Here is a 14,088-nt window from a genome sequence, read left to right as displayed (position 1 = left end):
GTGCGTTTCGACGTGACCGGAAAAGTCTCACTCGACCACATCTACGACCAGCCCGATCCGCGAACCTATTTCAGGGTGCTGCGCCCGCTCGACTACTGCGTTCCGCAGCAGGCCAAGCCCTACTTCGCCAAGATCATCACGGAGTACCGGGAGTCCCAGCACGTCGCGGTACCGAAGGTGCTGGACATCGGCTGCTCCTACGGAATCAACGCCGCCCTGCTGAAGTACGACGCGACCATGGACGAGCTGTACGCGCGCTACGGCGACGAGGAGCGTGCGGGTGAGAGCCGCGAAGCCTTGCTGGCCCGCGACCGGGAGCTGGCTCGGTCGCGCCAACCCCCGCGAGCTATCCGATTCGTCGGCCTCGACACCTCCGGCAGCGCGCTGTCCTACGGTCTCGAGGCCGGGTTCCTCGACGACGCGGTGCAAGCCGACCTGGAGGAGCACGAGCCCACACCGCGACAGCGCGCCCAGCTCTCGGGTACGGACCTGGTGATCTCGACGGGCTGCATCGGCTATGTCACCGAGCGGACACTCACGCGAGTCGTCCGGGCACAGGGCATCCGTCGGCCCTGGATGGCGCACTTCGTGCTGCGGATGTTCCCGTTCGACTCCGTCGAGCGCGCATTGGCGAGTCTGGGCTACCGGACCATACGCGTCGACGAGGTGTTCAGACAGCGGCGGTTCGCCTCCTCGCAGGAGCAGGCGCTCGTGCTCGACAACATGTCGGCCGCAGGGGTGGATACACAGGGCCTGGAGGCGGAAGGCTGGTTGTACGCACAGATCTATCTTTCCCGGCCGTACGACATCACAGCTCCCAACGATCCGAAGCGAGAACAGAGTTGAAGATCAGTCAGGATGCGTCAGGCAATGCGACCTTCGCCCAGGAGGACAGCCTCCCGCGCGTGCCGCTGCCTACGCTGGAGGCGACCTGCGAGAGGTTTCTCGCCTGGTGTACGCCGCTGCTGACCGCCGACGAGCGGTCGGCGACCGAGGCGGAGGTCACCGCCTTTCTCCGACCCGACGGCCCCGGCCGGGTGCTGCATGCTGCGCTGGAGGAATACGACGCCACGGAGGGTGTGCACAGCTGGCTCGACACCTTCTGGCCATACCGATACCTGGGCCGCCGGGACCGGATCGCGCTCAACGCCAACTTCTTCTTCCTGTTCCAGGACTCCGACCAGGCGCAGGTGGAGCGGGCGGCCGGGCTCGTCGCCGGGGCCCTCAACTACAAGCGGCAGCTCGATCAGGGGCTGATTCCACCGGTGGTGCAGCGCGGAGCGCCCCAGTCGATGGTGCAGAACAAGTTTCTGTTCTCCACCACACGTATCCCCGGCGCGCAGCAGGACACCGTCCGCGCCCCCTACACCGAGCAGTGGCCGGGCCCGTCCGATGCCCGGCACATCGTGGTGTTCTTCCGGGGCGGCATGTTCCGGCTGGACGTGCTGGGTCCGGACGGTGTCCCGCACAGCCTGGATGACATCGAGGCGGGGCTGCGCGCGGTGATGAAGGCCGGCGCCGACCCGTCCGGCGCGGACACCTCGGTGGGCCACCTCACCACCATGGCCCGAGCGGAGTGGGCGGCCGCCCGGGAGTCCCTTGTCGCCTGCCACCCCCGTAACGCCGACGCGCTTGACGATGTCGAGACCGCGCTGTTCTGCGTCGCTCTGGAGGACTTCGCCCCCGCGGACACCCAAGACGCCTGTGACCAGCTGCTGTACGGCGACCGCGGCAACCGCTGGTTCGACAAGGCCGTGTCCTTCGTCGTCTTCGCCAACGGGCAGGCGGGCATCAACGTCGAGCACTGCGAGTTGGACGGGACCACGATCCTCAACTTCACCGACGCTCTGCTCAATACCCCGGCCGAGGCGCAGTCCCGGCAGTCCGGAGCCCGCTCCCAGGGGCTGCCGGCGCTGGAGCCAATCGTGTTCGAACTGGACGACGCGCTGCGGGCCCAGGTGCGCTCCGCCGCCGACGCGTTCGCGGCGTACGGGGCGAACACCGCGACCAGCACGTTGTCGTTCGCGGACTTCGGCAGCAGCGCGGCCAAGGCGTTGGGGGTCTCGCCGGACGCGTTCGTCCAGGCCGCTTACCAGCTCGCCCACCAGCGCGCCAAGGGGCACCTGGGCGCCACGTACGAGTCGATCGCCACCCGGCAGTACCGGCACGGGCGGACCGAGGCGATGCGCGTCGTCACCACCGAGATGGTGGCTTTCGTGGCGGCGATGCAGGACCCAGCAGCGGACGCGGACGCCCGGCGCGCTGCGTTCCGGGCAGCCACCGAGGCCCACGTGGCGCGTGCGAAGGCGTGCCAGGCCGGGCAGGTGCCGGAGCAGCACCTGTGGGAGCTGGAGCTGATCCAGCGCCGACGCGGGGCCGAGCTCGGGGTGACCGAGCAGCCCGCGCTGTACCGGACGCCGGGCTGGTTGACCATGCGGGACGACTACCTGAGCACGAGCTCCGCGCCGTCCGTCAATATCCAGTACTTCGGCTTCGGGTCGACCAGCAGCCAGTGCATCGGTGTCGCCTATGTGCTGCTTCCCGAGCGGTTCAACCTCTACCTGAGCACGCCGATGGCGGTCGCTGCGCAGATGCGGACGTTCGCCGACCGGCTCCGGGAGGCGATGGACGAGCTTCGGGAGCTGCTGACGTCCGAGCGCCCTGAGGACTGAACGGACCCCGCCGCCGGACCGGAACTCCCGGTCGGGGACCAAGGTCCGGCGGCACGGACACCGGTCTGGACCGCCCATGCCCCGGCCGGGCGCAACCTCGTTCTTCACGCCGCCGGTCGAAGCGAACTGCTGCCGCCGTCGATCAGGTCGGGGCGGAGCTGGATGTGGCGCAGACCTCGGCGGAGGGTGCGTTCGAGGTGCTCGTCGTCGGTGAAGGCGGTGTTGGCCGGCGGGCCGCGCCGTAACAGCGACCAGATGCCCTCGACCGGGTTCAAGTCGGGTGCGTATGAGGGAAGTTGCACGACGGTGAGCCGGTCGTGTGCTGCGGCGTACTCGCGCATCCCGGCAGCCCGGTGGGTGTTGGGATTGTCCCAGATCAGCACGATGGGAGCCTGGAGCTGGATGTGGGCGCGCACGACCAGGTCGCGGTGATCGCTCCAGGCGAAGGTGTCGCGTCCTTTGCCCCGGTGCTTGCGGTGGCGGCGCGGCCGGTAGATCAGCCGGGAGGTCTCGCCGGGCTTGTAACAGCACATCGCCGCGATCGACCAGCGGCGCCAGGACCGGCCCCGCACCCGCACTACTGGCGTGTGCCCACGCCGGCCCCAGGTGCGGGCGCGCGGTGGCGTCATCGAGAACCCGGCCTCGCGACGTCGGCGACGGCCGTCAGTAGTAGTCCTCCTGCTTTCGCATATGCCCCGTGGGCTCGATCTCCTCGCGGAGGAACGTGTACACCTCCTCCTCTCCGTCGATCAGCACGGCGTAGGCAGGCGGAGTCGCTTCGTCGGGCGGCTCGGTGATGCCAAGGATGCCTCCGAGCTTGCCCTCCAGATCGGGTCTGTCGGAGGCCCTGAGCACGCGCACTTCTCCGTAGAACGGGAGGGTGTCCGCCATCTTGGAGTCAGTCCTTTCCCATCACTTATGGGTGATCTCGCCGTCGAGGGACACATTAAGGTGGCTACCGTCCCTACTGAGCCATCCCATCTTGGCCTTGCCCAGTTTGCTCAGCTGAACATCCCACTCGAACGGCTGCCCGGCGGTCCTGGATGGTCCCTTGATCCATTCGTTACCGAACCGGTCGATGTAACCCTTCCGAGCGCCACGGGGCAGGCCCGTACTGACCGACACTCTCTTGTCCGGGACGAAGCGGATGCGTCCCGTGTGGGGGAGCTGAGCGTCCTTGATGAGCCCCTTGACCCCGGTCCGGGGTGTGGGAACCACCTCTTCGCACTTCAGACCCAGCGGGTCGACCAGCAGCAGCGGCGCGTCGACGTAGGCGTGGTGATCGGGAGCGGCGTCGAGCCCAAGCGGGTCGGGACTGAGGTACCGGGCGACTTCCGGATCGTAGTAACGGAAGTAGTTGTAGTTCAGGCTTGTCTCAGTGTCGGCGTACTGGCCCGGAAAGCGCAGCGGGCAGAGGACAGATTCCGGCTCGTCGGTCCCGGCAGGGAGGTGGGTGCCCCACAACGTGCTACGACGCTGCCACACCACCTCGCCCTCTTCGGAGACGAGCTCCATGGGGGAACCGGCGTTGTCGGTGATGACTGCGAGAAAACGCGTAGCGCTCTCGGGGCCTGTCTCCTCGGCGAGTCGCGCGAGGAAGGAGCCTCCCGCGGGGACAGGCGACGGTGTGTGAACGGTCTGGGTGACCGGGCGGTGTGTGTCCGGTTCGTAGTCCCACGTGGTCACCTTGCCGTCCGGGCCCGTCTGTTCGGTCAGACGGGTATCATCCCAGGAGAATTCGACACGGTCGGCGGGTGATCCATCCTCGGTCTCACGGTGCTTGGAGATGCGCCGGCCCAGCGGATCGTAGGTGTACCTCCATCTGTCACCGCTCGGCGTGACCACCTCGGTCAGGCGGTCCTCCGCGTTCCAGCCGTAGGACCATGTATGGGTTTTCCCACTGAGGAGTTTGCGCGTACGGCGGATGAGCCGGCCTTGGGTGTCGTGCTCGTACGTCGTCCGCCCCGCCCGGCGGACGATCGTGCCCTCGAACGCGCGCTCACCGGGGGAGCCGTGGCCAGGTGCCGACACCTGTCGCACTTTGCCGGTGGTGTCGTAGGCGTAGGTCTCGGTCCAGCCGTGGGCCCGTACCTCTGTGACCCGGCCCGTGCCGTCCAGACCGAAGCGGCGTGTACCCGAAGTCAGCTCTCGGATCTCGGTGAGATGGCCGTCGACCCGGTAGGCGTACGTGCGGTGCTGGAGGAGGCGGTCCGGAACGGTCCCAGCGGTGGCGAAGGCCAGAGACTGCGCGGTCATCTGCCCGTTCGGGTTCCAGCTCTGCGTGAGGGTCACTCCCTCGCCGAACCGGCGCTCGATCTCACGACCCGCTGCGTCGTGCGAAAAGTCCAGAGAGCCCGCCGCTGAGCGCAGTCGCACCGGTCGTCCGGCCGCGTCATACGTCCAGTCCGAAGCCAGACCGGATGGTGCCACGCGCCGAGTACGGCGCCCAAGGGCGTCGTACTGGAAGACCGACGTGCGATCGTTGACCGTCTCCGACAGGATCCGCCCCAGCGCGTCCCGTTCCAGAGCCACCTGGGCGTCAGCGTTGGCCGCGCGGCACAGGTTGCCGTCCGGTGTGTACGCGTACGTCGTGATCTCACCACTGTCGGTTTCCTGGGCCACGACCCTGCCGCGCGCGTCACGGGTGAAGCGCAGAATCTCGCCGGCGCCGTTGGTCCGGGCGATCAGCCTACCCGCGGCGTCAAACGCGTACGTCAGCGTGCGCCCGTTGAAATCCGTCTCCGCGATCAGCCGGCCAGCCTCGTCATAGAGGTAGGACCAGGTTCGCCCCTCGGGGTTGGTGACGCCTGTCAGACGCAACTCGGTGTCGTATGTGAACCCGTACCGGGCGCCGTCCGAGTCTGTGCGGGTTGCCGGGACGTCGAAGGGTGCAGCCGTCTGCTGGGTCGTGTTTCCGGCGAGATCGGTGTGCGCGATCAGGTTGCCTTCGGCGTCCCAGGTCCAGGATTCGCGCGTGCCGTCGGGGTACGCGCGCCACTTCGGCTTGCCCTCGACGGTCCACCCCATGCGTGTGGTGTGACCGAGTGGGTCGGTCACCGCGACGATCCGGCCGAACGAGTCGCGGCCCACGGTCGTCTCATGTCCCAGCTCGTCGCTGAGCGTGATCGGCAAGCCGGCCGTGTTGGACACGATCCTCCGTGTCCGACCGAGCGCGTCTGTGACCGCGGCCAGGTGCCCTGAACTGTCGTATTCGTAGTGGGTCTCGGCACCGGTCGGGTCCACGGTGGCAATCACATTGCCACGGTCGTCGTAGGTGTGCCGCCAGGTCGCCCCACCCGGCTCGACGACCTTTGTCGGCACTCCGAGCGCGTTGTACTCCGCCTGGGCCTCCTGGCCATCGGGGAGGCTGAGGCCGGTGAGGTTGCCGGCGTCGTCGTACGCGTAGCGCGTGGTGTAGCCCAGCGGGTCCGTCACCGCGAGCGGGCGGGAGCCGTACTTGTCCCACTCGGTCCGCGTGACATGGCCCAGAGGGTCTGTCTCCTCCACCACCAGCCCTTCGGCGTTGTACCGGTGGACCGAGACGTGCCCCTGGGAGTCCGTGTACGTCGTCGTGCGGGCGGTGTCGTCGTAGGTCAGGGTGCCGGAGAGGATGCCGTCGATGCCCTCGGTGCGGATTACCCTTCCGCGCTCGTCGTAGACGTAACCGAACCAGGTGCCGTTGCGGTCGGTCCAGCGGGTGACACGGCCCTCGGTGTCGTAGGTGAAGCGCAGGGGCTCGCCGCTGGAGTTGATGACCTCGGTCAGGTTGCCGGCGGTGTCGTAGGCGTAGCGCATGACGACCGTGCCCTCGTCGGCTGTGGTGCCCGGGCGGTAGCGGGAGGGCGGCTCGTCCAGGAGGCGCAGGGCGGTGATGCGGGGGCCCTGGGTGTCGACGGCGACGTAGTAGCCGCCGGAGTGGCGGAGGCCGAACGGGATGCCTTCGTCGTCGCGTTCCACGTCGATGCGGTTGCCGTTGCGGTCGGCCCAGGAATCGAGGGCCAGGTGGAACACGCCGAAGGAGGGTGAGGGCACGGGGGCGGCGAAGGTCCGGGTCACGCCCGTCGCCGGGTCGGTGACCGTCATCGCGCCGTCCGGCTTGCCGTCCCACTCCAGCGGCCAGCGGGCGCCCTTCACCGGCATCGTCGGCACGCCCGGTTCCGGCACCGGGTACACCAGGCGCATGCCGTCCGCCGCGGCGAAGACGACTCCCTCCCCGTCGATCTGAAGGCACTCGTCCAGGGTGGATATCCAGGTCGGGCCGAAGCAGACACCACCCCTGTAGGAGGACAGGTGGGTACGCGTGAACTGCAGCGGCAGACTCCCCGGCAGCGACAGGTCCGTCTGCGTCATCAGCATCGCCCCGGTCGCCACGTCGATCGGCTCGCCCACGCACGGCGTGTCCTCGGCGTTGCGGGCCGCCGGGCCCAGGTCGACCAGGTCCGGGCGGAGTGACGGCGGGCGCAGCAGCAGCGGGGTGGTGTCGGCGAGGCCGCCTTCCATGCTCGCCTTCAGCAGGCCGCCGCCCGCTCCGAGCGCACCGCCGAAGATCATGCCGTCCTTGGCGGCCTGGTTGACCTCGTCCAGGCTGAAGCCGTGCTGCAGACCAGTGGCCATCTGCAGCGGCTGGGCCACGGCGAGGTCGACGGTGACCGACTCGACCCCGCCGAACGCGGCGGCGACGAAGGCACCGCCGATGATGTCGGCCACCACGGCGGAGACCCCGACACCGATCGTGGCGCCGAACTCGATGACCGCGTCCGCCGCAGCTGCCGCCGCGCCGGAGGCGATGCCCGCCGTCATGATGGCCAGCGCCACCCCACCCGCGATCACGGCCGCGTCGATGGCTATCCGCGTCCAGAGCTTGTTGATCGCGTCGTCGATGCCGTCGGCGAACTTGTCCAAGCCGCCTGCCATCTCCCGCGAGGACTTGGCGAGGTCGCTCAGCCAGCCGCCGTCCTTGCCCTGGGCGTAGCGGTCCCAGAACTTGTGGAACGCCTCGATCGACTCACCCGCGTTGTTGTGGATGATCCCGGACGCACTGCGATGCACAGGGGAACGGACGTCGTCCACCGAATCGGCGAACGCACGCCATGCTTTCGCCGCGTCCCGCAGCTTGTCGGGGTCGGCCTCCGGCCACCACAGGCCCATGTCGAGAAGGATGTGGCGGGCTTTGGACTCAATGCTCACCGGCACCGTCGCTCTGCTTGGGGGTCTTTATTTCGGTGAACATGCCGGCGATGAGCTCGTCGTTGTCCACGTGCCCGTCGGCCATGTCAGCCATGGCCTCGTGAATGCTCGTCAGCCCGAGCACCAGGATGCCCGCCGCGCTCTCGATCTTCTTCTGGTGCGGCTTGTAGACGCCGCCGAACTGGTTGCCCTGTTCGTCGTGGCCCCAGGGCTCACCGAGGCCGTCCAGGGTCTTGATCAGAGTGGTCAGCGCCTTGCTCAGATCGACGGCGCCCTGCTGGAAGGCCGGTGCCGCAGCCTTGATGTCGGCGGTCTTGATGTCCAGCACCTTGCCGGGGACCTTGCCGTCACCCATCGCTGTCGTCTCCCCCCGGTTCGCAACTGCGGCTTCCGACCCTAGAGGAGGACAGTCAAGGGAAGGTCATATCGAAGACATGCGCCGGCAATGCACCGACGGTGAGACAGCGCCCCACAACGACGTTGCGCGGCGCCTTGGGGCTATCGGAGGGCAGCCGCACGTGCGCACAGCAGAGAGATCAAGCGGCGCCGGCTCGCCGCCGCGACACACCATCCGCTCCCGGCTTTCGCAGCCTGGGCCCCCGCACCTGGCGCGTTCCACCCTTGCCGCTTGGCCACTGCCGTTGTCATAGCGATCGCCGCCCCGACACGATCCTCGCCAATCCCCCTCCAGGTCAGGTGAGACCACCCGGAGTGGTCACGGGCTGATCCGGCAGGGGTCAAGGGGCGTTGAGCGCGGCCGGAATTCGGCGCTACGGTTCCGGCACATACATCAGCCGAGGAAGCTCAGCCGAACCTTGCGCTCGGGATTGTCCCTGTTCGTGTCGACCAGGCAGACCGACTGCCAGGTGCCCAGCTCCAGGCGGCCGCCGATCACCGGGAGGGTGGCGTGGGGCGGGACGAGGGCCGGGAGGACGTGGTCGCGGCCGTGGCCGGGGCTGCCGTGGCGGTGCTGCCAGCGGTCGTCGGCGGGGAGCAGGGTGTGCAGGGCGGCGAGGAGGTCGTCGTCGCTTCCGGCGCCCGTCTCGATGACGGCGATTCCGGCCGTTGCGTGCGGGACGAAGACACTGAGCAGGCCGTCGCGGCCGGCCGCCGCCTCGCGCAGGAAGTCCTCACAGTCGGCGGTGAGGTCGACGACGCGTTCCCGGGAGCCGGTGGAGACGTTCAGCATGCGGGTGGTGAAGGCATCTGGCATGCCCCCATCCTGTCCCACACGCCGGGATTCGCAGCCTGTGGCACGAGCCCGTCCCGAGACGGCCGGTCCACAAGACGGGACGCTGCTGCCCCTCGCGCGGGCATCAGACCACGTACTGCCGCAGCCGCTGACACCACGCCTCCTCTTGCCGTCCGACGTGCTCGCCTCGCCGGGTGGGGACCATGATCGGCACTGGACTCGCCCCGGTCTCGGAGCTGTTCCGGATCGGTGAGACCTGGTGGACGCGCCGGTGCGGAGGCTGCGGACGGTGCCGTTCATCGGTCTCATTGCGCTGTTCATCATCTGGTTCGGCATCGGCGAGGTGATCGCGACCTGCCGGACACCGCGCCGGCTGGGAGGGGCGTGAGCCCGGAGTTGTCGGCACGCGGCTCACCGGATCGCACGGCGGCCCCGGTCGCCGGAGCGGGGCGCTGCTGCTGGTGTCCGGCGGCCACCGGCCGGGCGGCGGGGCTCGGGCCCCTGCCCGGCTTCGGGGAGCTCTGCCGCGGCCCAGGACGCTCTCGGGAAGATCCACGCCCGGAGCCCGGTTGGTAGAAGCGTGAACGAATCACGTGAGGTCGAGGTTGTCGTCATCGGCGCTGGTCAGGCCGGGCTGTCCAGCGCCTACCATCTGCGGCGCACCGGTTTCGAGCCGGACCGCGACTTCGTCGTCCTCGACCACTCCCCCGCGCCGGGCGGCGCCTGGCAGTTCCGGTGGCCCTCGCTGACGTACGGCAAGGTGCACGGGATGCACGCCCTGCCCGGCATGGAGCTGACCGACGCCGATCCCGCACGGCCCTCGGCGGAGGTGATCGGTGAGTACTTCGACCGGTACGAGCGCGCCTTCGGCCTGCGCGTACGACGGCCCGTCGACGTACGAGCGGTACGCGAGGGAGACGGCGGGCGACTGCTCGTGGAGACCTCGGACGGCGCCTGGTCGACACGGGCGCTGATCAACGCCACCGGCACCTGGGACCGGCCGTTCTGGCCGCGTTATCCCGGTCAGGAGACCTTCCGCGGGCGGCAGTTGCACACCGCGCAGTACGCCGGGCCAAAGGAGTTCGCCGGACAGCGCGTCGTGGTCGTGGGCGGCGGCGCCTCGGGCACCCAGCACCTGCTGGAGCTCGCCCCGTACGCGGCCGCGACCACCTGGGTCACCCGGCGGCCTCCGGTGTTCCGCGAGGGGCCGTTCGACCAGGAGGCGGGCCGCACGGCCGTCGCACTGGTGGAGGAGCGGGTGCGCCAGGGGCTGCCCCCGCGCAGCGTCGTCTCGGTCACCGGGCTGCCCCTCAACGACGCCATCCGGCAGGGGCTCGCGGACGGAGTCCTGGACCGGCAGCCGATGTTCGACCGGGTCACCCCGGACGGCGTGGAATGGGGAGACGGACGGCACGTCACCGCCGATGTGATCCTCTGGGCGACCGGGTTCCGCGCCGCACTGGACCATCTCCGTCCGCTGCGGCTGCGCGAGCCGGGCGGCGGGATCCGGGTCGAGGACACTCGTGCGGTGGCCGATCCGCGCGTCCATCTCGTCGGCTACGGCCCGTCGGCCAGCACCATCGGCGCGAACCGGGCTGGCCGCTCGGCAGTCCGGGACATCAGGCGACTACTGGCCGAGGAACAGCCTGCCGCCGCGTGACGTTCCGCCGGCTCAGCGGGCCGAGGACCGCGGGGAGGACGGACTCCCACTCGGGCCCTGTGCCCGCCCCGTGCCCCCGTGGAGGGAGTTGAACTCCGCCACGTTGCGCATGTGCGTCGCGTAGTCGGAGGTGAAGCGGGTGTCTCCGGGCTTGACCGTGACGAAGTACAGCCAGTCCCCCGGCGTCGGGTTGAGCGCGGCACGCATCGCGTCCTCGCCGGGGTTGTCGATCGGTGTGGGCGGCAGGCCCATGCGCTGGTAGGTGTTGTAGGGGCTCTCGATGCGGGCGCCGACCTGGCTGGTGCGGGCGCTGCTACGGTCCAGCGCGTAGTTGATCGTCGAGTCCATCTGCAGCGGCATCCCGCGCTTCAGCCGGTTGAAGACGACCCGGGCGACCCTGCCCATGTCCTCCTTGGTCGCGGCCTCGGCCTGGACGATGCTGGCGACGGTGACGGTCTGGTAGACGTTCATCGCGTTGCGCTGCGCCCCGGCCGCGATCGGCGCCGCGCTGAGCTTGCTGTCGGCGGTGTCGACCATGAAGCGCAGCAGGGACTCGGACGTCGCTCCCTTCTGCAGGGGGTACGTTGCCGGGAAGAGATAGCCCTCCGGGTTGCCCGCGGCATCACCCGGCAGCTTCAGACCGGCCTTCCCCACGGACCTGCGCGTGCTTCCGGCAGGCAGCCGGAGGGCCTTGTCGATCGCGTCGTACACCTGGCTCGCACGCCAGCCCTCCGGGACGACCAGCGCGGCGGACGGTGTCTGCTCGGATCCGCCGTTCAGCATCAGCAGCGGCATCGCCACGGCGGTACCGGCCACGACGGCGCCGGCCACGACGAGGACGAGTCTGCCCCGGCGGGTCAGTCGAATCGTGCTCCGTGGCGGAATGTTCGTCTGCATGCGGGAACGGTAATACGCATATCACCGCAAACCCGGCATATGTTCGTTCTGTCGGCCGAGCGTCAGCGCGCCGGTCGCGGCCGCGTTCAGCTCGTCGGCTCGAGCTGTGCGTCCCGGCGCACCAGCGCTGCGTACCGCCCGTCCAGTTCCAGCAGTTGCTCGTGGCTGCCGCGTTCGGCGGCCCGCCCGGAGTCGAGGACCACGATCTGGTCGGCGCCGCGGATCGTGGACAGGCGGTGGGCGATGGTGATCGTCGTCCGGTCGGCCGACAGGGCGTCGATCGCCTCCTGGACGGCGGCCTCCGTACGGGTGTCGAGCGCGCTGGTCGCCTCGTCGAGGATGAGGACCGGCGGATCGCGCAGGATGGTGCGGGCGATCGCGAGGCGCTGCTTCTCACCGCCGGAGAAGCGGTGGCCGCGTTCGCCGACGACCGTGTCATAGCCGTCGGGCAGCGCGGCTATGTGGTCGTGTATCTGTGCCGCTCTGGCCGCCGCCTGCAGTTCCTCGTCCGTGGCGTCCGGCTTGGCGAAGCGGAGGTTGTCGGCGACCGAGGCGTGGAAGAGGTACGTCTCCTGCGAGACGACACCGACCGCGCGGGCGAGGGTGTCGAAGTCGAGGTCCCGGACGTCGACGCCGTCGATGGTGACGCGCCCGCCCGTGACGTCGTAGAGGCGGGGCACCAGATAACCGAGCGTGGACTTGCCGGCGCCGGTCGGACCGACGACGGCGAGGCTGCCGCCCGCGGGCACCGTGACATCAATGCCGTCGAGGACGGGGCGGGTCCTGTCGTCGTTGTCGTAGTGGAACTCCACGCCCTCGAAGCGGACTTCACCCTTGACCTGGTCGAGGTGGACGGGCTGCTCGCGCTCGGTGATGTCGATGGGCAGGTCCAGATACTCGAAGATGCGCTGGAAGAGGGCGAGGGAGGTCTGGATCTGCACGCCGGTGGCGAGCAGGCTCACGGCCGGCCGGAACAGCCCCTGCTGGAGCGAGACGAACGCGACGATGGTGCCGAGCGAGACCCTGGGGCCGCCGAACTGCAGGGCCAGGCCTGCCGTCCAGTAGATGACGGCCGGCATCGCGGCCATGACGATCGTGATCACGGCCATGCGCCAGCGCCCGGCCATGTTCGACTTCACTTCCAGGTCGACCAGGCGCTCGGACTCCTCGGCGAAGGACGCGGTGAGCGAGTCGGAGCGGCCCATGGTGCGGCCCAGCAGGATGCCGCTGACCGAGAGCGACTCGGTGACGGTGGCCGCCATCGCGGCCATCTGCTTCTGCCGCTGTGTGGTGATCTTCTTGCGTTCGTTGCCGACGCGGCGGCTGATCCACACGAACACCGGCAGCAGGAGCAGCGAGACGATCGTGAGCCGCCAGTCGAGGGCGACCATCGCGACGATCGTGGCGACCACGCTGGTGACATTGGAGACCAGGGAGGTGGCGGTCGAGGTGACGGTGGCCTGCATGCCACCGATGTCGTTGGCAATGCGGGACTGGACCTCGCCGGTGCGCGTGCGCGTGAAGAAGGCGAGGGACATGCGCTGCAGCCGGCCGTAGACGGCGGTGCGCAGGTCGTGCATCACGCGCTGGCCGACGGTGGTCGAGATCAGCGTCTGGAGGACGCCGAAGACGCTGGAGAGGACGGCACTGAGGATCATGCCGAGCGCGAGCAGGCTGAGCAGGCCGGTGCGGCCCTGGGGGATCGCGACGTCCAGGGTCTCCTTGAGCAGGAACGGTGTGGCCACCGAGACCAGCGAGGAGGCGCCGACCAGCAGGCCGACGATCGCGAGCCGCCCGCGGTAGGGACGGAAGAGCTTCAGGATGCGGCGCACCTGCCGGGGCTGTTCCTTGGCATCGGCAGGCGGGGTCCAGGACGGTTCTCGGTCGGGATGCATGGGCTCCTACGGAGGTGAACGGGCGCCGGTCGGGGATCGGCCGACGATGACCAACGGATCGTAGCTCATTGTTACCTATACTCACAATGAACGGCATCCTGATATTGTTCCCGCATGACCACCCCCGATCCCGACGGCCTCCTCGCCGAGCAGCTGCTGCGGCTGACCCGCCGGGTGCACCGCATCCAGAAACGCCATCTGGAACGCCACGACCTGGGCGTCACCCCGGCGCAGTCCCGGCTCCTGCGCACCCTCGCGCACTACGCCTCGCCTCCGCGCATGGCCGACCTCGCCGAGCGCCTGGAGGTGGTGCCGCGCGCGGTGACGACGCTGGTCGACGGGCTGGAGACGAACGGGAAGGTGCGGCGGGTGCCGGATCCGGCGAACCGGCGGGTCACCCGGATCGAGCTCACGGACGAGGGGCGCACGACCCTGCGTGAACTACGCGGCGCACGCCGCTCGGCGGCCGAGGAGATCCTCGCTCCGCTCACGGAGAAGGAACGCCAGGTGCTCGGCGTGCTGCTGAACACACTCATCGAGGGGGACGGCGGACAGCGCTGCTGAGCAGCGCGGCGGGCTCGGCGT

General features: G+C 69.3%; 10 protein-coding genes and 2 pseudogenes. 5 read left to right on the top strand and 7 right to left on the bottom strand.

The features are described from left to right. Together LMU33_RS03555 and LMU33_RS03550 are read left to right on the top strand one after the other, a co-directional pair. Positions 1–846, top strand: a complete 846-nt coding sequence (locus tag LMU33_RS03555; RefSeq protein WP_228617264.1) for a class I SAM-dependent methyltransferase — start codon at positions 1–3, stop codon at positions 844–846. Between the two features lie 59 nt (positions 847–905). Beyond that, positions 906–2,672 (top strand): choline/carnitine O-acyltransferase, encoded by a 1,767-nt coding sequence (locus LMU33_RS03550; RefSeq protein WP_228617263.1) that lies wholly within the window; start codon positions 906–908, stop codon positions 2,670–2,672. A 104-nt stretch (positions 2,673–2,776) separates the two neighbouring features. Here the strand turns inward: LMU33_RS03550 and LMU33_RS03545 are convergent. From LMU33_RS03545 to LMU33_RS03525, 5 genes and pseudogenes are all read right to left on the bottom strand, one after another. Next, positions 2,777–3,316, bottom strand: a pseudogene (locus LMU33_RS03545) (transposase); the annotation flags it as partial. A gap of 19 nt (positions 3,317–3,335) precedes the next feature. Continuing rightward, entirely contained in the window at positions 3,336–3,563 is a 228-nt protein-coding gene (locus tag LMU33_RS03540) for a hypothetical protein (RefSeq protein WP_228617260.1), read from the bottom strand. A 21-nt stretch (positions 3,564–3,584) separates the two neighbouring features. Beyond that, positions 3,585–7,859 carry a polymorphic toxin type 17 domain-containing protein gene (locus LMU33_RS03535; RefSeq protein ID WP_308280746.1) on the bottom strand — a complete coding sequence of 1,425 codons (4,275 nt, stop codon included), beginning with the start codon at positions 7,857–7,859 and terminating at the stop codon, positions 3,585–3,587. Next, the gene (locus LMU33_RS03530; protein ID WP_228617258.1) at positions 7,849–8,214 is read right to left on the bottom strand and encodes a hypothetical protein; all 366 of its coding nucleotides are present in this window, start codon (positions 8,212–8,214) and stop codon (positions 7,849–7,851) included. The genes LMU33_RS03535 and LMU33_RS03530 overlap by 11 nt, the downstream gene beginning before the upstream one ends. A gap of 435 nt (positions 8,215–8,649) precedes the next feature. Continuing rightward, complete coding sequence (locus LMU33_RS03525; RefSeq protein WP_228617256.1) at positions 8,650–9,072, bottom strand: secondary thiamine-phosphate synthase enzyme YjbQ; 423 nt, start codon at positions 9,070–9,072, stop codon at positions 8,650–8,652. Between the two features lie 176 nt (positions 9,073–9,248). Between LMU33_RS03525 and LMU33_RS03520 the strand changes: the two are divergent. Together LMU33_RS03520 and LMU33_RS03515 are read left to right on the top strand one after the other, a co-directional pair. Then, a pseudogene (locus LMU33_RS03520) lies at positions 9,249–9,394 on the top strand (ABC transporter permease); the annotation flags it as partial. Between the two features lie 237 nt (positions 9,395–9,631). Continuing rightward, positions 9,632–10,711, top strand: coding sequence for an NAD(P)-binding domain-containing protein (locus tag LMU33_RS03515; RefSeq protein WP_228617254.1), 1,080 nt, complete (start codon positions 9,632–9,634; stop codon positions 10,709–10,711). A 12-nt stretch (positions 10,712–10,723) separates the two neighbouring features. Here LMU33_RS03515 and mltG read toward each other — a convergent pair whose 3' ends face one another. Then, entirely contained in the window at positions 10,724–11,608 is an 885-nt protein-coding gene (gene mltG, locus LMU33_RS03510) for an endolytic transglycosylase MltG (protein WP_228617253.1), read from the bottom strand. An 86-nt stretch (positions 11,609–11,694) separates the two neighbouring features. Next, positions 11,695–13,503, bottom strand: a complete 1,809-nt coding sequence (locus LMU33_RS03505; RefSeq protein WP_228617251.1) for an ABC transporter ATP-binding protein — start codon at positions 13,501–13,503, stop codon at positions 11,695–11,697. A 114-nt stretch (positions 13,504–13,617) separates the two neighbouring features. Here LMU33_RS03505 and LMU33_RS03500 point away from each other — a divergent pair, with 114 nt between their 5' ends. Further along, positions 13,618–14,067 carry a MarR family winged helix-turn-helix transcriptional regulator gene (locus LMU33_RS03500; RefSeq protein ID WP_228617249.1) on the top strand — a complete coding sequence of 150 codons (450 nt, stop codon included), beginning with the start codon at positions 13,618–13,620 and terminating at the stop codon, positions 14,065–14,067. Positions 14,068–14,088 lie beyond the last annotated feature (21 nt).

The sequence above is a fragment of the Streptomyces barringtoniae genome (assembly GCF_020819595.1).
Classification (GTDB): domain Bacteria; phylum Actinomycetota; class Actinomycetes; order Streptomycetales; family Streptomycetaceae; genus Streptomyces; species Streptomyces barringtoniae.
This window is presented reverse-complemented; position numbering and strand designations above follow the sequence as displayed.

Bases quoted from the DNA above. Each gene is read 5' to 3' on its own strand.
- LMU33_RS03540 (WP_228617260.1), bottom strand. From the start codon at position 3,563: ATGGCGGACACCCTCCCGTTCTACGGAGAAGTGCGCGTGCTCAGGGCC.
- LMU33_RS03525 (WP_228617256.1), bottom strand. From the start codon at position 9,072: ATGCCAGATGCCTTCACCACCCGCATGCTGAACGTCTCCACCGGCTCC.
- LMU33_RS03505 (WP_228617251.1), bottom strand. From the start codon at position 13,503: ATGCATCCCGACCGAGAACCGTCCTGGACCCCGCCTGCCGATGCCAAG.
- LMU33_RS03530 (WP_228617258.1), bottom strand. From the start codon at position 8,214: ATGGGTGACGGCAAGGTCCCCGGCAAGGTGCTGGACATCAAGACCGCC.
- LMU33_RS03500 (WP_228617249.1), top strand. From the start codon at position 13,618: ATGACCACCCCCGATCCCGACGGCCTCCTCGCCGAGCAGCTGCTGCGG.
- mltG (WP_228617253.1), bottom strand. From the start codon at position 11,608: ATGCAGACGAACATTCCGCCACGGAGCACGATTCGACTGACCCGCCGG.